Origin of the sequence: Pseudomonas sp. FW305-25, assembly GCF_017351415.1 — a bacterium.
GTDB classification, from domain to species: domain Bacteria; phylum Pseudomonadota; class Gammaproteobacteria; order Pseudomonadales; family Pseudomonadaceae; genus Aquipseudomonas; species Aquipseudomonas chlororaphis.
In genome coordinates this window covers 25884-45718 of sequence record NZ_JACNDE010000015.1, presented here as the reverse complement: position 1 = coordinate 45718, position 19835 = coordinate 25884, and the positions used below count along the sequence as shown (strand labels likewise).

Genomic DNA, 19835 nt, shown 5'->3' with positions numbered 1-19835 from the left:
ACCAGCTGTGAGAAAGTAGCGTGGCGGACGCGCCGCACGTTCCAGTGGCCCCGTTTGCCTTCGCGTGGTGAAGCCCGGGAGAATGTTTTTCCCGGCGTCCCGCCCGCCGCTCACTATTCTTAAGCCATGGGCCCGCAGGGGCCGGTGGTCTCGCTTTCAAGGAATCCAGAATGCATTCAAGACACGTCATCAACGCTTCGGTCAGCCCCAAAGGCAGCCTGGAGACTTTGTCCCAACGTGAAGTGCAACAACTCAGCGAAGCCGGTTCCGGCAGCATCTATGCCCTGTTCCGCCAGTGCGCCCTGGCCATCCTCAACACCGGCGCCCATGTCGATAACGCCAAGACCATCCTCGACGCCTACAAGGATTTCGAAGTCCGCATCCACCAGCAGGACCGCGGCGTGCGCCTGGAACTGCTGAACGCCCCGGCCGATGCCTTCGTCGATGGCGAGATGATCGCCAGCACCCGGGAAATGCTGTTCAGCGCCCTGCGCGACATCGTCTACACCGAAAGCGAACTGGCCAGCCAGCGCATCGACCTGGAGAGCTCCCAGGGCATCACCGACTACGTCTTCCACCTGCTGCGCAACGCCCGCACCCTGCGCCCGGGCGTGGAACCGAAGATGGTGGTGTGCTGGGGCGGCCACTCGATCAGCACCGAGGAATACCAGTACACCAAGAAGGTCGGCCATGAGCTGGGCCTGCGCAAACTGGATGTCTGCACCGGCTGCGGCCCGGGCGTGATGAAAGGCCCGATGAAGGGCGCGACCATCGCCCATGCCAAGCAGCGCATGAGCGGCAGCCGTTACCTGGGACTCACCGAGCCGGGCATCATCGCCGCCGAGGCGCCGAATCCGATCGTCAACGAACTGGTAATCCTGCCGGACATCGAGAAGCGCCTGGAAGCCTTCGTCCGCGTCGGCCACGGCATCATCATCTTCCCGGGCGGCGCAGGGACCGCCGAGGAGTTCCTGTACCTGCTGGGTATCCTCATGCACCCGGACAACCGCGAGCTGCCGTTCCCGGTGATCCTCACCGGGCCGAAAAGCGCCGCGCCCTACCTGGAGCAACTGCACGCCTTCGTCGGCGCGACCCTGGGCGATGCGGCCCACAGCCTGTACCAGATCATCATCGACGACCCGGCCGAGGTCGCCCGGCAGATGACCGAGGGGCTCAAGGAGGTCAAGCAGTTCCGCCGCGAACGCAACGACGCCTTCCACTTCAACTGGCTGCTGAAAATCGACGAAGGCTTCCAGCGTCCGTTCGACCCGACCCACGCCAATATGGCCAGCCTGCAACTGGACCGTGCACTGCCGTCCCACGAGCTGGCGGCCAACCTGCGTCGCGCGTTCTCCGGCATCGTCGCCGGCAACGTCAAGGACAAGGGCATCCGCCTGATCGAGAAGCACGGCCCGTACGAAATCCACGGCGACACCGCGATCATGCAGCCGCTGGATCACCTGCTCAAATCCTTCGTCCAGCAGCACCGGATGAAACTGCCGGGCGGCGCGGCCTATGTGCCGTGCTACCGGGTCGTGAGCTGACAGCCCAGTGATCACAGCCCCCGGTGCAATGCCGGGGGCTGCTGGCTGCCCCACAGAAAACGCCCGGCCAGCGGCCACCGCGAGCGCCCAGGGAACTCCCGGGCAGTGCCGCGCATCCTAGATTGTGTAGTACTTCCTTTTCGCTTCACGCTGTCGGAGGACGCCCTCATGCGCCGCCTATTACTCGTTTCTTCGTTGTTGCTCTGTCTGCCCGCAGGTTCAGCCATGGCCCGTGTCGATGCGGGTGATGTCGCCACCTCCGCAGGGGTTTCCGCCTCGCTGTACTCGACCTTCAAGGACGACAAGATGGTGATTCCCGCCCGAGACGACGCCTCCAGCTTCGTCGCCAGCGGTGGCGCCATCCGTGGCGTCTACCTGGAGTCGGTGCTGCAGAAAATCCGCCAGGAAAACCCAGGCCTCAATGCCAGCGATGAAGAACTGGCCAGGGCCATCCTCACTCAACAGGCGCAGCCCGCCGGGCACTGACGGCCGAAGCCGTCCTGCGCTCCGCGACCGGGACGTCGCGGAGCCTTATCCCCTCATCCCGCCTGAACCGCCGCGGCGGCGCTGGCGCGACTGAACAGATCGCGACCGATGACCCGGGCCGTGTGCAGATGCAGCGCCGGATCCTGGCTTTCCGATTCCAGCAGCAGCTCCGAGGTCAGCACCCGCGCCCCGCAGTAGTCGAAGATCCCATGGTCGATCTGGGTCTTCATCGCCGCCTCGTAGCCGTGGCGCCCGTAGGTGCCGGCATCGGCCCCACCGACGCCGAGCAGATGCACCCGCAGATGCCCGAGTTTCTTCTCAAAGCGATTGGCTTCGAGGTTGAAATCGAATGCCCAGCCGTTGGCGAACACCCGGTCGATCCAGCCCTTGAGCAGCGCCGGCATCGACCACCAGTACACCGGATAGACCAGCACCAGCGCATCGGCGCGGTCGATGCGCGCCTGCTCGGCCAGCACGTCGGCCGGTGGCTGTTCCTGCCGGCGATGGACCGCGTGGTCGGCGACGTTGAAGCGTGGATCGAACGCCTCGGCGAACAGGTCGGCGATCTCGAACGAGTGGGACGGCCCAAGCCCCTCGGCGACCTGGGCCGCCAGGCTGTGGCTGAGGGAGCGGGGATCATGGTGGGCGACAACGATAAGCGCATGCATGGCGAAGACTCCTGCCGATAGAGGCAAATTGGATTGAGGGCGGCAACCAGGCCCTATATACTTTTGGTAAGTTACGAACGGCAAGTTACTTTTGGTATATAAGCATGTCAAGCACCCCCTCCGAGGCTTCACCCCCCCGTCGCCGCCTGTCCCGCGAAGAGCGCCTGCAACAGTTGCTGGAAGTGGCCTGGCAATTGATCGGCGCGGAAGGCACCGAAGCCCTGACCCTGGGCCGCCTCGCCGAACAGGCCGGGGTGACCAAGCCGGTGGTCTATGACCATTTCGTCACCCGCGCAGGATTGCTGGCGGCGCTGTACCAGGACTTCGATGCCCGCCAGACATTGCTGATGGACGCCGCCCTGGACCGCAGCGAAGCGACCCTGGCCAGCCGCGCGGCGGTCATCGCCGGCTCTTACGTCGATTGTGTGTTGACCCAAGGCCGCGAGATCCCGGGGGTGATCGCCGCGCTGGCCAGTTCGCCGGAACTGGCGCGGATCAAGGAGGAGTACGAGCTGATCTTCCTGGAAAAATGCCGCGCCGCCCTCGCCCCCTTCGCGGCGCCCGGGACCATAGCCACGGCTGGCCTGCGGGCGATGCTCGGGGCGGCCGAGGCGCTGTCCCATGCCGCGGCCACCGGAGAAATCAGCCGTGAGCAGGCCCGCGACGAACTGTTCGACAGCATCGTCGCCATGGTCGAGCGCAGTGCGCGGCGTGGCGCCGGCCCGGTCTAACCGGCTTCGCCTGCCACCGCCACGGCAGGTTTCATCGAGCCGAACCACCAGGTGACAAGAGCGCACAGGGCCATGACGCCGCAGGTGCCGACAAACACCGTGCGCATGCCGAAGTGCCCGCCGAGAAAGCCCCCGGCCAGGGGGCCGAGCACCTGCCCGACGTACTGGCTGGAGGTCGAGTAGCCGAGCATCCGCCCGGCGATGTTTTCCGGCACCGAATGGCGAATGATGCTGGAGATGCAGGGCAACAGGCCGCCCAGGGCCAGGCCCATGAGAAAGCGCAGCAGCACCAGTTGCCAGGGCGCGCTGACCAGCGCCTGGGGAATCAGCAGCAGTGCCGCGGCGGCGAGGCACACAGTGAGCACCCGCCAGTGGCCGATACGGTCGGCCAGCTTACCCAGCTGCGACGCGGAAATGATGCTGCCCAGGGCCGCGGCGGACATCACCAGCCCCGCCATCAGGGTGACCTTTTCCGCCCTCAGTTCCTGCAGGTACACGGTGATGATCGGCTCGATGGACATGGTCGCGAACATCAGCAAACAGGCCACCGCGAACATGCTCAGCACCGGCCTCTTGTCCTTCACCGACGCCCAGGAGTTGTCCGGCGCCTGGCCCTTTTGCGTGGCAGGGCGCGGTTCGCGCGGAGCCTCCTGCAACAGGAAGGTGGTGGCCAGGAAGGTCACGAAGATCACCGCCCCGGCGATGAAGAAGGTGTTGCGGATGCCGATCAGCGGCGGCAGCAGACCACCCACCAATGGCCCGGCCAGGCTGCCGGCCATGATCCCCGAAGACAGCACGCCCAGGGCCCAGCCGGAGCGCGCCTTGGGGGTTTGCGTGGCGACCAGGATGGTCGCCCCCGAGGCATAGCCACCCAACAAGCCCGCCAGCAGGCGCAACAGCACCAACTGCCAGACGTTCTCCGCCAGGCCGATCAGCGACATGGCCACGGCCATGCCGAGGCTAGCGCGGATCAGCATCAGCTTGCGCCCATAGCGGTCACCCAGGCGGCCCCACAAGGGCGCGGTGATCGCCGCCGACAGGAAGGTCGCGCCAAACGCCACGCCGGACCACTGGACGATGGCCGCCGGGTCGCTGACCCCCAGTTGCTCGACGTACAACGGCAGGAACGGCAGCAGCAGGGTCATCGCGACAATGGTGGTGAACGCCCCCAGGGCGCACACCGCGAGGTTACGCTGCCAGTAGCGTTCGGCGGGAGACAACGGCTGCGGGGTGGACATTGGAGCGCTCCATCGGTCAGGGACGGGGCCACGCTACAGGCTCGAATTCGATAAATAAAATTCATGTTTTTTATGCGGTGGATTCCTACAAGGAATTCGCGCAACGCCTGCGGTGATGCCGCGAGCCTGATGGATTCAGTCGCGCTTCCAGCGCTTGCGCGCATGCAGGTACGCCGCGAGATCACCGTAACCCAGCTGGGCCGCCACCTGGACGCGGCTCTCGCCGAGAAACTCCAGCTGTTGCTCCAGCTCGGCGCGGACTTGATCGAGCAACTGGCGAAAGGTCATGCCCTGCTCCTCCAGGCGCCGACGCAAGGTGCGCGGGCTCTGGTACAGCGCCTCGGCCTGGTTCTCCAGGCTCGGCACCACGCCACGGGCCAGGCTGTCGCGCATGCTGGCCGCGACCTTGCCGGTCCAGCCGGCCAGTTGCAGGCGCTGGGCCAGGCGGCGGTCCAGCTCGCTGCGCAACAACTCCTGCATACCGGCGTGACGCGTCAGCAGCGGCAGGCGCAGGGTGGCCTGGTCGTAGTACAGGCAGTTGTGCAGGCAGTCGAATTCGAGGTTGTCGCCGAACCACTGGCGGTATTGCGCGTGGTACGCCGGGCGCGGATGGCTGAAGCAGGCGCGTACCGGTTGCACGGGTTGCCCGGTGCTTTGCCGCATCTGGGTCAGGGCCATGACGCAGTAATGCTCCACCACGTAGCGGGTCAGCCCGGCGGGCGCGTCGATGCACAGTTCGACGCCGAGCAGATCGCCGTCGCTGACCAGCTTCAGGCTGTCCATGTCCGAGGCCAGCGCGGCGTAGTCGGCCCAGCATTGCATGGCACCGCGCACGTCCGGGCAGTACAGGCAGATGTAGGCCAGTACGTGCAGGTCCTGGGGGGTGAACTCGCCGAACAGGTGCAGGCCGATGGCCGGGTCGCGCTCCGCCGCCAGGCGCCACAACTGTTCCAGTTCCAGCAGGTTGTAATCCTGGCGGTCGCCGCGGGTCTGGCGCTGCAGCACCCGTTCCAGCACCCGGCCGAGCTGGCCCCGGTGAAAACGGCGGACCGGTTGATTGGCCTCTTCGCCAGTGTTTTTGTCCAGTTCGCGCATAGGGTCCGGGCGGCTCTTGGTTTCTTATTGTTCGGGCAATGCCCATGTCGGGCCTGACTCGAGATTGCCATGAATACAACAATGCTCGCCAACAATCCAATCCTGGTCGTGGCCGGGATTTTCCTCGGTTTCATCCTCCTGGAAATCGCCTGTACCTGCTTTCGCCAGCCCAAGGGCCAGCGCCGCGATGTGCTGATCGAGATCATCGGTTCCTCGCTGTTGCTGGGCCTCACCTTCCCCCTGGTGATGTTCCTCAGCACCCTGCTGCTCGACACCTTCGCGCCGTCCCTGAAGAACAGCCTGGGCGACCTGCACTGGATGGCGGGCGCGGCCCTGTTCCTGTTGCTCGATGACATGACCCAGTACTGGTGGCATCGCCTGACCCACCGCCTGCCGTTCCTCTACGCGCTGCACCGCGCGCACCATTCGGCGCCGTACATGAGCATCCGCATCGTCTACCGCAACAACAGCTTCTATTACCTGCTGATGCCGGGCATCTGGCTCTCCGGCGCGCTCATCTACCTGGGCCTGGCGCCGGTCTACTACGGCTACCTGATCGTCAAGATGACGGTGATCTTCGCCGCCCACAGCAGCGTCGCCTGGGACGACAGGCTCTATCGCATCCCGGCCCTGCGCCCGCTGATGTGGCTGCTGGAGCGGACCATCTCGACCCCTTCCACCCACTCCGCCCACCACGGCCTGAACGCCAAGGACGGGGTGACCCATTACAAAGGCAATTTCGGCAATCTGCTGTTCTTCTGGGACGTGCTGTTCGGCACCGCGAAAATCACTCGCCGCCGGCCCATCGCCTATGGCATCGAAGACTTGCGCCCCATCAGCTGGCAGCAGGAACTGTTCTGGCCGCTGGTGCGTTCGCCCAAACCCGCAGCGCGTCCCGAAGCCAAGCAGGAGGTGGTGCAATGAGCCTGCATATCGCGCTGCTCGCCGGCTCCAGCCAAGTCGGCAGCCAGTCGGCCAAGGTCGCCCATTACCTGGGCCAACGCCTGCAACAGCTGAAACTCTGCGAGCAGGTCACGTTGCTTGACCTCGGGCGCTCGCCCTTGCCGCTCTGGCCAAGCCCGGACTCGAACAGCGCCTGGAGCCAGTACTCGGCCAGCTTGCTGCAGGCCGACGCGCTGGTGGTGGTGACGCCGGAGTGGAACGGCATGGCCTGCCCGGCCATCAAGAACTTCTTCGTGTATGCCGGCCACACCGAGCTGGGGCATAAGCCGGCGTTGCTGGTCGGGGTCTCGGCCGGCCTCGGTGGCGCCTACCCGCTCGCCGAGCTGCGGGCCTCCAGCTACAAGAACTGCCGGATCTGCTACCTGCCGGAACAGCTGATCGTTCGCCAGGTGGAAGGCGTATTCAATGCGCATTCCGAGCCCACGCCTGAAGAACGCCACCTGCGTGCCCGCGCCGACTGGAGCCTGGAAGTCCTGGCCGAATACGCCGGCGCGCTGAAGCACCTGCGCTCGCGCATCGATATCCGCGCCGTGCCCTTCGCCAACGGAATGTAGCCACGCAATACAGGAAGTGACCGCTCCGGCGAGGCACCCTGCCTCCCCGGCGCCGGGAAGGAATTCGCTTTCGCCAAGGCTCGTCCCGGCCAACTGTGGCTACAGTCTTATAAGCCGCCACGGGCTTGGCGCCCTGCTGCACGCGGGCAAGTCCATGAGCGGCCTGACAAAGACACGGGCAAGGGTGAACCTTATCGCCGCCTGCCCGGTCGATAGATGCAATCTGGCCAGGTTTGGCGATCAGCCCCCGTTTCTTCCAATGGGGCGTCGTATGGCTGGTTTCATTTCCTGGAGAACGCCCGTGATAACGACCCGACACATCGCCAGTCTCAAAGCCTGGGGCGCCCATGGTTTCACCGCGACCGGCGTGGTCACGGCCTTTCTCGCCACCCTGGCGCTGTTCGACAACCAGCCCAAGGCCTGCCTGTTGTGGCTGGGCGTGGCGCTGATCGTCGATGGGGTCGATGGCTCGCTGGCGCGCAAGGTCAATGTGCAGTCGGTGCTGCCGCATTTCGACGGCTCGGTGCTGGACCTGGTGATCGACTACCTGACCTATGTGTTCATCCCGGCGCTGTTCATCTATCGCTACATCCCGCTGCCGGACTACAGCGCGCTGCTGGCGACCTCGGTGATCCTGGTGTCGTCACTGTTCTGCTTCTGCAACGTCAACATGAAGAGCAAGGACAACTATTTCGTCGGTTTCCCCGCGGCCTGGAACGTGGTGGCGCTGGCGCTGTACATCCTTACCCCGACACCCTGGCTGAGCCTGTCGAGCATCGTGGTCCTGGCGCTGTTGACCCTGACCCGGATGAAATTCCTCCACCCCTTCCGCGTGCGCCGCTTCATGCCGGTGAATATCGCGGTGACTGCCATCTGGCTGCTGTGCAGCCTATCGCTGGTGATCAACCATCCCTACAATGGCCCGTGGGTGATGGGCTTGTGGCTGGCCATGTCGGCGTACTTCCTGGGCATCTGCATCTGGCGCACCGCGCTGGGCTGGTTCGACCGCGCGCGGACCTGACCCCCTGCTGTACCCCTGACCGCAACGAGACTCGACATGCTCTACCGCTTCGCCGCTGACGCCCTGGTATCGCTGCACCTGACCTTTATCCTGTTCGTACTCTTCGGCGGCCTGCTGGTGCTCAAGTGGCCGCGTCTGGCCTGGCTGCACCTGCCCGCCGCGACCTGGGGCGTGGCGGTCGAAGTCTTCCACCTGCCCTGCCCGCTGACCGAATGGGAAAACCGCCTGCGCCACGGTGCCGGCCAGCAGGGGTATGGCGACGGTTTCATCGAACACTACCTGATCCCGCTGATCTACCCGGCCGGGCTGACGCCGCAGATCCAGCTGGGCCTCGGCGCGCTGGTGCTGCTGATCAACGCCCTGGTCTACGGGCGGCTGTTGTGGCGGCGCCGGCAGCCTTGAAAAAATCGCCGGCATGGTCGTCGATTGCCGCGCCACAGCCTGCCCCGTCTGTGTATATTTCCAGGCAACCCCGTGGGCAACGGCGATCCGCGATCGCTTCGAGTGGAGTCCATAGATGCCCGATTTCCAGATCCGCCAGCCTTGCCCGCCCGGTGCCTGCAACTGCGATCGCGAGCGCCTGCTGCAAACCCCTGGCACCGACCTGCGCATCCTCGGCCTGACCCGCCAGGAGGAAAAGCGCCTGCTCGAGCGGCTGGAGAACCTGCAAAGCCTGAGCGACCTCGAACACATGCAGCGGCGGATGTACGAACTGCTGGGCATCCGCGTGCAGATCGCCCCCAGCTTCAACGAAGTGCGCAGCATGCGCGGCATCGCCATCCAGCTCGACGAGCTGCCGGGCCTGTGTCGCAAGACCCGCCAGTCGATTCCCGCCGCGATCCGCCGCGGCCTGGAGAAGAACCCGGAAATCGCCTACCGTCTGCTCGACGCCCACGACCTGTTGCGCGACGCCTGAACTGGAATGCTCCCTATGAAACCCGCCGTCACGGCCAGCCCCTTGATCGTTATCAGCGACACCATCGACAGCACCTTCGAAACCCTGCTCGGCCAAGGCCTCGCCGACTTCAACGAGCAGATGACCGGCTACAACGATCGCCAGCCGCTGGCCGTGGAACTCAAGGACCCGGAGACCGGCCAGGTCCTGGGCGGCATCAGCGGCCGCACCTCCCTGGGCCTGTTGTTCATCGACCTGTTCTACCTGCCCGACAGCCTGCGCGGCTCGGGCCTCGGCGCCCGGCTGCTGCAAGCCTGCGAAGACGAAGGCCGGCGCCGCGGCTGCCGCTCGGCCGTGCTCTACACCCTGAGCTTCCAGGCGCCGTCATTCTACGAAAAACACGGCTGGCAACGCTTCGGCGAGATCCCTTGCGAACCCGCGGGCAGCAGCCGGATCTTCATGAGCAAGGCCTTGTAGGCGACCAGGGCTGCCTAGGCCCGAGAGGCCTTCTCCAGGCCGGGCAGCAAGGTGCCAGCCCCTTTCGCCGGCGGCGTGCTGTCAGGCGCCGGCTGCGCCTCTTGCACTTCGCCATTGAACGCCTTGTGCATCTTCGCCGTGTCCAGTGCCCCCACCCATTTGGCGATGGCCAGGGTGCCGACCCCGTTGCCGATGGTGTTGGTGATCGCCCGCGCTTCCGACATGAAGCGGTCGACGCCCAACAGCAGGACCATGCCCGCCACCGGAATGGTGCCCAGCGACGCCAGGGTCGCCGCCAGAATGATGAACCCCGAACCTGTGACCCCCGCCGAGCCCTTGGAGGTGAACATCAGCACCGCCAGCACGATCAACTGATCGGTGAGGGTCAGCGGCGTGTTGGTCGCCTGGGCGATGAAGATGGCGGCGATGGTGTAGTAGATCGCCTGCCCGTCCGGGTTGAAGGTCAGGCCCGAGGGAATGATCATCCCGGCCACCGGCTTGGACACACCGGCCTTTTCCATCTTGGAAATCATCTGCGGCAGCACCGACTCCGAGGAGCTGGTGCCGAGCACGGTGAACAGCTCCTCCTTGATGAAACGCAGGAACTTCCACAGGCTGAAACCGCTGTAGCGGCAGATCGGCCCCAGCACGAAGATCACGAACAGCACGCAGGTCAGGTAGACGCAGGCCATCAGCTTGCCGAGGGAAAACAGCGAGCCGAAACCGTATTTGCCGATGGTGAAGGCAATGGCACCGAACGCGCCGATGGGGGCCAGGCGCATGACCATGTTGACGATGCGGAACATGCCCTGCATCAGGCTATCCAGGGCATCGACGAAGAACTTGCCCCGAGGTCCGACCTGGGCCAGGGCAATGCCCAGCAGGATGGAAAACAGCAGGATCTGCAGGACGTTGCCCTTGGCGAACGCATCGACGATGGTGTCGGGAATGATGTTGAGCACGAAGTCCATGAACGAGGCGTGCCTGGCGGCGCTGGTGTAGGTGCCCAGGCTGGACGTATCGAGGCTGGCGACATCGATGTTCATGCCGGCGCCGGGCTTGAACACGTCCACCACCACCAGCCCCACCACCAGCGCCAGGGTGGAGACCACCTCGAAATAGATCAGCGCGCGAAAGCCGACCCGGCCCAGCTCCTTCATGCTTTCCATGCGGGCGATGCCGGTGACCACGGTGAGGAAGATCACCGGCGCCAGGAGCATCTTGATCAACTTGATAAAGGCGTCGCCCAAGGGTTTCAGCGCGGCGCCGGTTTCCGGTACCAGCACCCCGACCAGGGCGCCGAGCATCACGGCGATAAGGACTTGCACATAGAGTTTGCCAAGTATTCTTTTCATCACAGGGCCCTGATTCTTATTGTTGTCAGGAAATGCCAGGGTCGCGGATCGCGACCCGCCCCCTGGCGTTGTGCCGCAGTACGACTGTGAATCAGCGATTGATCAGGGCGAGCACCGCGTCGGTGATCTGCCGGGTGCTGGCCGTGCCGCCCAGGTCAGGCGTGTGCAGGCCGCTCTCGGTCACCGCCTCGATGGCCGACATCAGTTGCTTGGCCGCGGCTGCTTCACCCAGGTGTTCGAGCATCATCGCCGCCGTCCAGAAGGTCGCGATCGGGTTGGCCACGCCCTTGCCGGTGATGTCGAAGGCCGAGCCGTGGATCGGCTCGAACATCGAGGGAAAACGCCGCGCAGGGTTGAGGTTGGCGGTCGGGGCGATGCCCAGGCTGCCGGACAGCGCCGCGGCCAGGTCGGAGAGGATGTCGGCATGCAGGTTGGTGGCGACTATCACGTCCAGGGTCGCCGGTTTCAGCACCATGCGTGTGGTCACCGCGTCCACCAGTTCCTTGTCGACCCTGACGTCCGGGAAGTCCCGGGCGACCTCATAGAAGATTTCATCCCACAGCACCATGCCATGGCGCTGGGCGTTGGACTTGGTGACCAGGGTCAGGTGCTTGCGCGGACGGCTTTGCGCCAGCTCGAAGGCAAAACGGTGAATGCGCTCGACCCCGGCCCGGGTGAACACCGAAACCTCGGTCGCCACCTCTTCGGGCAAGCCGCGGTGCACCCGGCCGCCATTGCCGGAGTACTCGCCCTCGGAGTTTTCCCGCACCACCACCCAATCGATCTGCTCGCCGTTGTGCAACGGGCTTTTCACCCCAGGCAGCACCCGCGCCGGACGCACATTGGCGTACTGGTCGAAACCCTGGCAGATCGGCAGGCGCAGGCCCCACAGGGAAATATGGTCCGGCACGTTGAGGGCGCCGACCGCGCCGAAGAAGATGGCGTCGAAGGTCTTCAGTTCCGCCAGGCCGCCTTCGGGAATGTAGTAGCCGTTTTTCAGGTAGTTGTCGGAGTTCCAGTCGAAGTGTTTGAAGTCCAGCTGGAAGGCCGACTTCTTCGCCAGCGCCTGCAACACCTCGACGCCCGCGGCGATCACTTCCACACCGATGCCATCACCCGGGATCGCGGCAATTGTGTATGCACTCATGGTCCACCCCTTTCTCGTTACCTTCTTGTTGTGCCTGTCGGACAAGGCTGTCCAGACAGGGTGTGGGCGGAGTATATGTAGTGAGAAAAGCCCCATGAGTTACTCAAAATCACTACATACATAACTTTGAGTTACCAATGAACCCGAGCCTCGACCTGTCGTTTTTCTACCTGCTGGCGAACAAGGGCAGCCTCGCCGCCACCGCCCGGGAGCTGGGCGTCACCCCGCCGGCGGTGAGCAAGCGCCTGTCCGCGCTGGAAGCCCGGCTGGGCATCCGCCTGGTCAACCGCACCACCCGCTCCATGAGCCTGACCACTGAAGGTGAGCTGTATTTCTCCCACGCGGCGCGCATCCTGACCCAGATCGACGAGGTCGAGCAGCTGCTCGGCAGCAGCCGGGCGACACCCAAGGGCCTGATCCGGGTCAATGCCTCCCTGGGGTTCGGCCGGCGTTACATCGGCCCGGCCCTGGCCGCGTTCTTCGCGCGCTACCCCGAGGTGGAAATCCAGCTGGAAATCAGCGACCACCCGCTGGACCTGGCGACCCACGGCTTCGACCTGGGCATCCGTTTCGGCAGCCTGCCGGACGCGGCTTTCCATGCGCGCAAGATCGCCTCCAACCGCCGCCTGTTATGCGCCTCGCCGCTGTACCTGCAAAAGCATGGCGTGCCGCAACGCCTGGCGGACCTGCAGCAGCACAACTGCATCTTCCTACGCCAGAACGAGACGCCCTACGGGGTGTGGAGCTTCACCAACGGCGGGCGCACGCAGAACATCAAGGTCCGCGGCGCCCTGGGCTGCAACGACGGCGAGGTGGCCCTGAACTGGGCCCTGGAAGGTTACGGCATCCTGCTGCGGGCCGAATGGGACATCGCCCGTTACGTGCGCAGCGGCCGCCTGCGCCTGGTGCTGGAGGACCAGACGCCGACCCGCGCCGACGTCTACGCGGTCTACCCGCAACAGCTGCACTTGTCGGCGCGGGTGCGCAGCCTGATCGACTTCCTGGTGGAGCGCTTCAAGCACATCGACAACCTCGACGAGCCGGGGTCGCCGCCCCCCCTGTCGTAGGAGCGAGCGGGTGGCGCTCCGACGTACCCGCGATGGCCGCGACGCCGAAAGCCTGCCCCACTGTGTTAGCGTTCTTCGCGCGCAAGCTGCGCTCCTACAGAAGCGGAAGCTTGCGCAAGCTTCGGCACTCGCCTGCGAATCAACTCGCACCGGCCTGGAACTTCTTGCGATACGCCGCCGGCAGCAGGCCGACCCGTTGCTGGAACAGCCGGCGAAACGAGTTGCTGTCTTCGTAGCCCACTTTGTAGGTGATGCTGTCCAGGGTCATGCGCGTGGACTCCAGCAGCTCCTTGGCTTTCTCCAGGCGCAGGGTCTGCAGATAGGCCAGGGGCGTGTAGCCGGTGGCCTCCTTGAAGCGGCGCTTGAAGTTCCTCACGCCAAAGCCAAAACGGCGGGCTGTGTCGTCGATCAGCAGTGGCTGGTCGAAGTGTTCCTCCAGCCAGTCCTGCACCCGCAGGATCTCGCCATCGCCATGGCTCTTGGGCAGCGACCACATGACATAGACCGACTGCTCGCTGCGCACCTTGTCGATCAGCAGGTACTTGCCGCACTTCTGCGCCAGCTCCAGGGAGGCGAAACGCCGCACCAAATGCAGCAGCAGGTCCATGGCCGCGCTCGCGCCGCCGCTGGTGATCAGGCGATCGTCCTCGCAGAGGAGCTGCCCCTCGTCCAGCTCGACCCCGGCATAACGCCGCCGGAACAGCTCGGCGAAGGCCCAGTGGGTGGTGGCGCGGGCGCCCTTCAATAGGCCGGCTTCGGCCAGCAGGAAGGTGGCGGTGCACATCGAGGCCAGCACCGCGCCCCGGGCATGCTGTTGCCGCAACCAGGGCCCATGCCTGGCAAATGCCGGCAAGGCCTCCTTCAGGGTGAAGAGAAAACCGGGGATCAGCACCAGATCGGTCTGGGCGATCTCGGCCACCGAGCGCTGCACCCGCAGCGCCTGCCCACCCCAGGCGCTGACATCGGCGCCATCGAGCGAAGCGACCACCACCTCGAACGGCGCGCTGGCGCTGTCGGCGAACAGGTTGGCGGCGCTCAGCACTTCCAGGGCCAGGGTGGCGCTGGCGGCGGAACAGTGATCGGTCAGGAGCAAGGTGACGTGCATAGTGGATTCCGTTGCGCTTTTCGCATGAAAAATGTCATTTGCGCACCTAGCTTAGCCGATCCCCCTTGCCTAAAGTGCGGCCATCCTTTTCCATCATCGGTGTACTCATGAATCTCTGGTTCCGCATGCTGCTCATGCTGTTTCGTCGTCCGTGGCGCAAGCCGGTCGAAGGCCTGGCCACTACCGTGGTGCGCATGCGCGTCTGGCCACTCGACCTCGACCTCAACCGCCACGTCACCAATGGCCGCTACTTCACCCTGGCCGACCTCGGGCGCATGGACTTCGTCCTGCGCAGCGGCGCCTACCGCGTGGCCCTGCGCCACAGGGCCGTGCCGATCGTTGGCGATGTGTGGGGCAAATTCCGCCGTGAACTGAAGCTGTTCGAAGCCTTCGAGATCCATAGCCGGATCCTCGGCTGGGACGAGAAATGGAGCTTTATGGAACACCGCTTCGTGAGCAAAGGCCGGGTGATCGGCGTGGTGGTGATGCGCGGGCTGTTCCGCTCGGCCAAAGGCACCATCGCCCCCGGCGAATTCGTCCACGAGCTGGGCGTGGACACCTCTCCCGAGTTGCCACAGTGGCTGCAAGACTGGTCGCAAAGCTGCGACGACATGAGTGTTCAGTTGCGCGCCGAGGAAGATCCAGCGCGTTAAGGCAGTTCGCAGAAACAACAACGCCATTGCCGACCCAGTCGACAATGGCGTTGATGCGCGACAGCTAGCGCTTGAACGAGCGCGACGCCGTGATGGCGCCGCGCCCGCCACTCAGTGCGGAGCGCGAGGGATGGTCTTGAGCAGGTCTTCGGGGCTGATGTGGCCGACCACGCTGCCCGGTTGCGGCATGTTGAGGATGTGGCCTTTCATCTTGCCGATGATGTGCATCTCGCACGGCTTGCAGTCGAACTTCAGGGTCAGCACTTCGTCACCGTGAATCAGCTGCATCGGCGCCACCTTGGTGCGCACGCCGGTGACGCCCTTGGCCTGTTTCGGGCACAGGTTGAAGGAGAAACGCAGGCAGTGCTTGGTGATCATCACCGGCACTTCGCCGGCCTCTTCGTGGGCCTCGTAGGCCGCATCGATCAGCTTCACCCCATGGCGATGGTAGAAGTCGCGGGCCTTCTGGTTGTACACGTTGGCCAGGAACGACAGGTGCGACTCCGGGTACACCGGTGGCGGCGTGGTCTCGGCCTTGCGGCTGCCACGCGGGTGAGCGGCAACCCGCGCGGCGGTCAAGGCTTCGATCACTTCGCGGCGCAAGGCCTTGAGCTGCGAGTTGGGGATGAAGTAAGCCTGCGGCGCATCGAGCTTGATGTCGATGGCGTGGTACTGCGTGGTGCCGAGCTGGCCGAGCAGGTCGCGCAGTTGCTCCAGCGCCTGCTCCGGCTTGTTGGCGACGCCGAACGGGCCGTCCAGGGTCACGCTGGCGCTGATGCCTTCTTCGCTGGTCGCGGTCACTTCCAGCTGTTCTTCGCGCAGGCGCGCGACCCAGCTCAGGGCCACGCGACGCTCGGACGAAGTCTTCTGCAGGGCCTGCTGCCAGTTGTGATCGAGGTTGCGGTTCAGCGGGTGGTTCGGCCGCAGCTTGTACAGGCCTTCCGGCATCTCGTTGGGCTCGACGCGATAGCGATAGCGCTTCTCGCCGTCCTCTTCGAACTCGCCCTTGGGCTCGGCGATGTTGGCGCGGAAACCCACCACTTCGCGCTTGACCAGCACGTTGAGGCCGTCACCGTTGGACAACGGCTCATGGGTCACCACGTGCAGGTCGCGCTTGGCGACTTTCTCCACCACGCCCACCGGCAGGCCGGTAAAGGTCGGCGAGTCGAAGGCGCCGATGTCGATCTTGCGATCGGTAACGAAATAATCGGTGCTGCCGCGGTGGAAAGTCTTTTCCGGGTCGGGCAGGAAGAAGTGCGCGGTGCGGCCGCTGGAAGCGCGGGCCAGGTCGATACGGTCTTCGAGCACGTCGTCCAGGCGCTGGCGGTAATAGGCAGTGATGTTCTTCACATAGCCCATGTCCTTGTAGCGCCCTTCGATCTTGAACGAACGCACGCCGGCTTCCACCAGGGCGCGGATGTTGGCGCTCTGGTTGTTGTCCTTCATCGACAGCAGGTGCTTCTCATAGGCGATCACGCCGCCCTTTTCATCCTTGAGGGTGTACGGCAGGCGGCAGGCCTGGGAGCAGTCGCCACGGTTGGCGCTGCGGCCGGTCTGCGCATGGGAGATGTTGCACTGGCCGGAGAAGGCCACGCACAGCGCGCCATGGATGAAGAACTCGATCGCCGCGTCGGTCTCGTCGGCGATGGCGCGGATTTCCTGCAGGTTCAGCTCGCGGGCCAGGACCAGTTGCGAGAAGCCGGCCTGGTCGAGGAACTTGGCCCGGGCCAGGGTGCGGATATCGGTCTGGGTGCTGGCGTGCAGCTCGATCGGCGGAATGTCCAGCTCCATCACGCCCAGGTCCTGGACGATCAACGCATCGACGCCCGCGTCGTACAGCTGGTGGATCAGCTTGCGCGCCGGCTCCAGCTCGTTGTCGTGGAGGATGGTGTTGATAGTGGTGAAGATCCGCGCGTGGTAACGGCGGGCGAACTCCACCAGCCCGGCGATTTCGCTCACTTCGTTGCAGGCGTTGTGGCGCGCGCCGAAGCTCGGGCCGCCGATGTACACGGCGTCGGCGCCATGCAGGATGGCCTCGCGGGCGATGGCGACATCGCGGGCAGGGCTGAGCAATTCCAGGTGATGCTTGGGCAAGGACATATTTTTTTAGTCAGGCTCGTCGAGGCGCGCATTGTAGCGGCGAAACGCCTGACCGGCACCCGTGTACTGCCCGGTGGCGCCCACTCGCCGAGCGGCACCACCGGATAACGCCGCAAACTCAGCCCTTGGCCGCCATCGCGGTGACTTCCACACGCATGCCTTCGACCGCCAGGGACGCCACGCCAACGGCGGCGCGCACCGGCCAGGGCTTGGCGAAGAAGCGCTGGTAGACCTCGTTGAACGCCGCGCGCTCGGCCATGTCGGTGAGGTAGATGGTCAGGTGCAGGACCCGGTCCATGGAGCTGCCGGCCTTTTCCAGGGCCACCTTGAGCGCCTGCAGGGTGCACTCGCTCTGCGCAGTGATGTCGCCCAGCTCCAGGCTGCCGTCGGCACGGGTGGGGATCTGGGTGGAGACCAGGATGCCGGCGAAACCGGCAACGTCGGAGGAGATGGAGTCCGCGTCGGGATCGGGAATGAAATCGATATCGTGGTTGGCCATGGGGCTCTCTTGTTCGAGGGGATAAAGGGCGCCAGTTTACAACCCCGGCGCCGGGTCGTGCGGGAATCGGCGGGAAAACCCGGCCCGCCCTCCTCGCCCGGTGGCAGCCTGTAACACTCCAGGGCGAGGGAGACGCTGCTGCCCGACTATTATCCCTGTCAGGCACTTATCGCCGACAGGCCCTCGATATCCTGCTGGCCATTCGCGCATCAATACGGAGAACAAACCCATGAAGATCGTGATCACCAGCGTGGTCGTCGACGACCAGGCCAAGGCCCTGGCCTTCTACCGGGACGTGCTGGGTTTTCAGCTCAAGCACGACATTGCCATGGGCGAGCATCGCTGGCTGACGCTGACCTCCCCCGACGCTCACCCGGCCGCCAAGCCATTCACCTCGGCACTGAAACGCGATGGCATCCCCTCCACTTTCTTCGGGGTCGAGGATGTACACGCCGAATATGCCCGGCTGAGCGCCGCCGGTGTGCAGTTCACCCGAGCGCCGACAGTTACCGGCCCGGTGACCCTCGCGGTCTTCGACGATACGTGCGGCAACCTGATCCAGATCGTGCAGCACAATTGAGGGGTAACGGGCCCTCTGTCAGCGGCCCGCTTCTACCTGAGCTGGAAAACCCAACGTGCGCTGCTGCACGCAAAGACCTGCTCCTGCGCTAGCTCAGGTAGAAGTCTTTCAAGGCTTCCTCGGTCACGCTTTCCCCCGCCAGCACGGAAACGATCTCGCCGACACGCAGGGCATACACGCGAGTCGCCATCTGGATGGCTTCCACTGTGTTCTGTTCGACGAGCAGGATCGGTGTTTTCCGCGAGCGAATCTCTCGAAGGGTATCGAGTACCACCTCAATCATTTTCGGTGAAAGCCCCATGGTCGGTTCATCCAAGATCAGTAGCTCCGGGCGGGACATCATCGCCCGGGCAATGGCCAGCATTTGCTGCTCGCCGCCGGACATGGTGCCCGCCTGCTGCTTGCGTCGCTCCTTCAGGATCGGGAACAGCTGGTACATGTCCTCGATGTCGTCGGCAATGGCTTTGCGATCATGGCGGGTGTAGCTGCCCAGCTTTATATTTTCCTCGATCGTCAATCCCGGGAATACGTGACGCCCCTCGGGCACATGAGCCAGCCTCATGCGCACTCGCGCATCAGGTGAAAGCGTGGTGATGTCCTTGCCCTGGAAGCTCACCTTGCCACTCTTGCACGGCAAGAGGCCGGAAATGGCCCGCAGCGTCGTGGTCTTGCCGGCACCGTTGCTGCCGATCAGGCTCACGATTTCATCCTTGTCTATCGACAGGGATATGCCCTTCACCGCTTCGATACCGCCATACGCCACGCAGAGGCTGCTGACCTCAAGAAGCTGATTCATGCTTTGGCCCTCCCCAGATAGGCAGCCTGGACTTCTGCATGGCTCAGCACGTCATGGGTGGTCCCGCTGATCAATTTTTTCCCCTGGTAAAGCACGGTCGTGAAGTTGGCAAGGCTTCGGATGACGTCCATGTCGTGCTCGATCAGCAGGATCGCCACCCCGCTTTCCCGGACCTGGTCGATCAACTCGCTCAGAGCCGCCTTCTCCGATACGTTCATGCCCGCCAGCGGTTCGTCCAGGAGCAACACCTTGGGCTTGGAGATCAACGCGCGGGCGATTTCCACTCGACGTTGATGGCCATAGGGCAATGAATTGGCTGGCACCCCTTCGACATTGGGCGGCAACCCGACAAACCGGATCAACGCCCTGGCCTCTTCCACTGTGTTGCGCTCGAACTCGACCGCGGACCTTGTCCTGAACAGGGCCGCGAACAACCCGCCCTGGAAACCCGCATGACGCCCCACCAGGACGGTTTCCAGAACCGTCATCTCGCCGAACAGACGGATATTCTGGAAAGTCCGCGCCAAGCCTGCCTGGGCGATGGCGTGGGCGGTCCAGTGACCCGAGGTCTTGTCGCCGATGGTGACATTTCCTGCATCGAGAACGGCGAATCCCGATAAGGCATTGACCGCCGTGCTCTTGCCGGCGCCGTTCGGGCCTATGAGCGCATGCACCGAATGGCTGCGCACCTCGAGGTTCAAATGGCTGACCGCGCTCAGGCCACCAAAGCGCACGGTCAATTCGCTGGCTCGCAGAACAACGCTGGCTCTCATATCGGCTCGACTGACAGGTTTTTGCGCGGTCATCGGCTCGACCAGCAGGGGTGTGAAAAGCTCATGATTGTTGACTACAGGCATCATC

Annotated in this window: 22 protein-coding genes; 12 read left to right on the top strand and 10 right to left on the bottom strand. The window is 64.4% G+C overall.

The genetic code is table 11. The annotated features are described in order from the left end of the window. The first annotated feature begins 170 nt into the window (after positions 1 to 170). Both ppnN and J4E58_RS16190 read left to right on the top strand, forming a co-directional pair. Positions 171 to 1544, top strand: coding sequence for a nucleotide 5'-monophosphate nucleosidase PpnN (ppnN, locus tag J4E58_RS16195; RefSeq protein ID WP_007924984.1), 1374 nt, complete (start codon positions 171 to 173; stop codon positions 1542 to 1544). A 168-nt stretch (positions 1545 to 1712) separates the two neighbouring features. Beyond that, entirely contained in the window at positions 1713 to 2030 is a 318-nt protein-coding gene (locus J4E58_RS16190) for a DUF2388 domain-containing protein (RefSeq protein WP_007924983.1), read from the top strand. 53 nt (positions 2031 to 2083) lie between these two features. On the opposite strand, the gene J4E58_RS16185 is transcribed toward J4E58_RS16190, so the two are convergent. Then, the gene (locus J4E58_RS16185; RefSeq protein ID WP_087088131.1) at positions 2084 to 2698 is read right to left on the bottom strand and encodes an NAD(P)H-dependent oxidoreductase; all 615 of its coding nucleotides are present in this window, start codon (positions 2696 to 2698) and stop codon (positions 2084 to 2086) included. A 104-nt stretch (positions 2699 to 2802) separates the two neighbouring features. Between J4E58_RS16185 and J4E58_RS16180 the strand changes: the two genes are divergently transcribed. Next, entirely contained in the window at positions 2803 to 3429 is a 627-nt protein-coding gene (locus J4E58_RS16180; RefSeq protein ID WP_009043262.1) for a TetR/AcrR family transcriptional regulator, read from the top strand. Here J4E58_RS16180 and J4E58_RS16175 read toward each other — a convergent pair. Then, complete coding sequence (locus J4E58_RS16175; RefSeq protein ID WP_087088133.1) at positions 3426 to 4667, bottom strand: MFS transporter; 1242 nt, start codon at positions 4665 to 4667, stop codon at positions 3426 to 3428. The genes J4E58_RS16180 and J4E58_RS16175 overlap by 4 nt on opposite strands. Positions 4668 to 4802: 135 nt before the next feature. Beyond that, positions 4803 to 5762, bottom strand: coding sequence for an AraC family transcriptional regulator ligand-binding domain-containing protein (locus J4E58_RS16170; RefSeq protein WP_087088135.1), 960 nt, complete (start codon positions 5760 to 5762; stop codon positions 4803 to 4805). A gap of 69 nt (positions 5763 to 5831) precedes the next feature. Between J4E58_RS16170 and J4E58_RS16165 the strand changes: the two genes are divergently transcribed. The 6 genes from J4E58_RS16165 (at position 5832) to J4E58_RS16140 (ending at position 9672) form a co-directional block, all read left to right on the top strand. Then, complete coding sequence (locus J4E58_RS16165) at positions 5832 to 6686, top strand: sterol desaturase family protein (RefSeq protein ID WP_087088137.1); 855 nt, start codon at positions 5832 to 5834, stop codon at positions 6684 to 6686. After that, complete coding sequence (locus J4E58_RS16160; protein ID WP_087088139.1) at positions 6683 to 7279, top strand: NADPH-dependent FMN reductase; 597 nt, start codon at positions 6683 to 6685, stop codon at positions 7277 to 7279. Before J4E58_RS16165 ends, J4E58_RS16160 begins: the two co-directional genes overlap by 4 nt. 301 nt (positions 7280 to 7580) lie before the next feature. After that, complete coding sequence (pcsA, locus tag J4E58_RS16155; RefSeq protein WP_087088141.1) at positions 7581 to 8300, top strand: phosphatidylcholine synthase; 720 nt, start codon at positions 7581 to 7583, stop codon at positions 8298 to 8300. Between the two features lie 36 nt (positions 8301 to 8336). Next, positions 8337 to 8702: a DUF2784 domain-containing protein gene (locus J4E58_RS16150; protein WP_007924961.1), complete on the top strand. Its 366-nt coding sequence runs from the start codon at positions 8337 to 8339 to the stop codon at positions 8700 to 8702. 115 nt (positions 8703 to 8817) lie between these two features. Further along, positions 8818 to 9216, top strand: coding sequence for a hypothetical protein (locus J4E58_RS16145; RefSeq protein ID WP_087088143.1), 399 nt, complete (start codon positions 8818 to 8820; stop codon positions 9214 to 9216). A 15-nt stretch (positions 9217 to 9231) separates the two neighbouring features. Beyond that, a complete protein-coding gene (locus J4E58_RS16140; protein WP_087088145.1) occupies positions 9232 to 9672 on the top strand; it encodes an N-acetyltransferase in 441 nt (146 codons plus the stop codon). A gap of 14 nt (positions 9673 to 9686) precedes the next feature. Here the strand turns inward: J4E58_RS16140 and J4E58_RS16135 are convergent, their stop codons facing one another. Both J4E58_RS16135 and J4E58_RS16130 read right to left on the bottom strand, forming a co-directional pair. Then, the gene (locus J4E58_RS16135) at positions 9687 to 11027 is read right to left on the bottom strand and encodes a dicarboxylate/amino acid:cation symporter (protein ID WP_087088146.1); all 1341 of its coding nucleotides are present in this window, start codon (positions 11025 to 11027) and stop codon (positions 9687 to 9689) included. A gap of 91 nt (positions 11028 to 11118) precedes the next feature. Further along, on the bottom strand, positions 11119 to 12174 hold the full coding sequence (locus J4E58_RS16130; RefSeq protein ID WP_087088148.1) for a tartrate dehydrogenase: 1056 nt from the start codon (positions 12172 to 12174) through the stop codon (positions 11119 to 11121). Positions 12175 to 12311: 137 nt separating this feature from the next. Between J4E58_RS16130 and J4E58_RS16125 the strand changes: the two genes are divergently transcribed. Then, entirely contained in the window at positions 12312 to 13241 is a 930-nt protein-coding gene (locus J4E58_RS16125) for a LysR family transcriptional regulator (RefSeq protein ID WP_087088150.1), read from the top strand. Between the two features lie 139 nt (positions 13242 to 13380). Here the strand turns inward: J4E58_RS16125 and J4E58_RS16120 are convergent, their stop codons facing one another. Beyond that, entirely contained in the window at positions 13381 to 14346 is a 966-nt protein-coding gene (locus tag J4E58_RS16120) for a GlxA family transcriptional regulator (protein WP_087088152.1), read from the bottom strand. A gap of 107 nt (positions 14347 to 14453) precedes the next feature. Between J4E58_RS16120 and J4E58_RS16115 the strand changes: the two genes are divergently transcribed. Then, a complete protein-coding gene (locus tag J4E58_RS16115; protein ID WP_087088154.1) occupies positions 14454 to 14999 on the top strand; it encodes a thioesterase family protein in 546 nt (181 codons plus the stop codon). A 111-nt stretch (positions 15000 to 15110) separates the two neighbouring features. On the opposite strand, the gene J4E58_RS16110 is transcribed toward J4E58_RS16115, so the two are convergent. Both J4E58_RS16110 and J4E58_RS16105 read right to left on the bottom strand, forming a co-directional pair. Further along, the gene (locus J4E58_RS16110; RefSeq protein WP_007924947.1) at positions 15111 to 17099 is read right to left on the bottom strand and encodes a U32 family peptidase; all 1989 of its coding nucleotides are present in this window, start codon (positions 17097 to 17099) and stop codon (positions 15111 to 15113) included. Between the two features lie 118 nt (positions 17100 to 17217). Then, positions 17218 to 17598: a RidA family protein gene (locus J4E58_RS16105; RefSeq protein ID WP_009043240.1), complete on the bottom strand. Its 381-nt coding sequence runs from the start codon at positions 17596 to 17598 to the stop codon at positions 17218 to 17220. Positions 17599 to 17827: 229 nt separating this feature from the next. On the opposite strand from J4E58_RS16105, the gene J4E58_RS16100 reads away from it, so the two are divergent. Then, positions 17828 to 18178: a VOC family protein gene (locus tag J4E58_RS16100; protein ID WP_087088156.1), complete on the top strand. Its 351-nt coding sequence runs from the start codon at positions 17828 to 17830 to the stop codon at positions 18176 to 18178. Between the two features lie 88 nt (positions 18179 to 18266). Here the strand turns inward: J4E58_RS16100 and J4E58_RS16095 are convergent, their stop codons facing one another. Next, the gene (locus J4E58_RS16095; RefSeq protein ID WP_087088157.1) at positions 18267 to 18974 is read right to left on the bottom strand and encodes an ABC transporter ATP-binding protein; all 708 of its coding nucleotides are present in this window, start codon (positions 18972 to 18974) and stop codon (positions 18267 to 18269) included. Next, positions 18971 to 19831, bottom strand: coding sequence for an ABC transporter ATP-binding protein (locus tag J4E58_RS16090; protein WP_256583234.1), 861 nt, complete (start codon positions 19829 to 19831; stop codon positions 18971 to 18973). The genes J4E58_RS16095 and J4E58_RS16090 overlap by 4 nt, the downstream gene beginning before the upstream one ends. Positions 19832 to 19835: the final 4 nt, after the last annotated feature.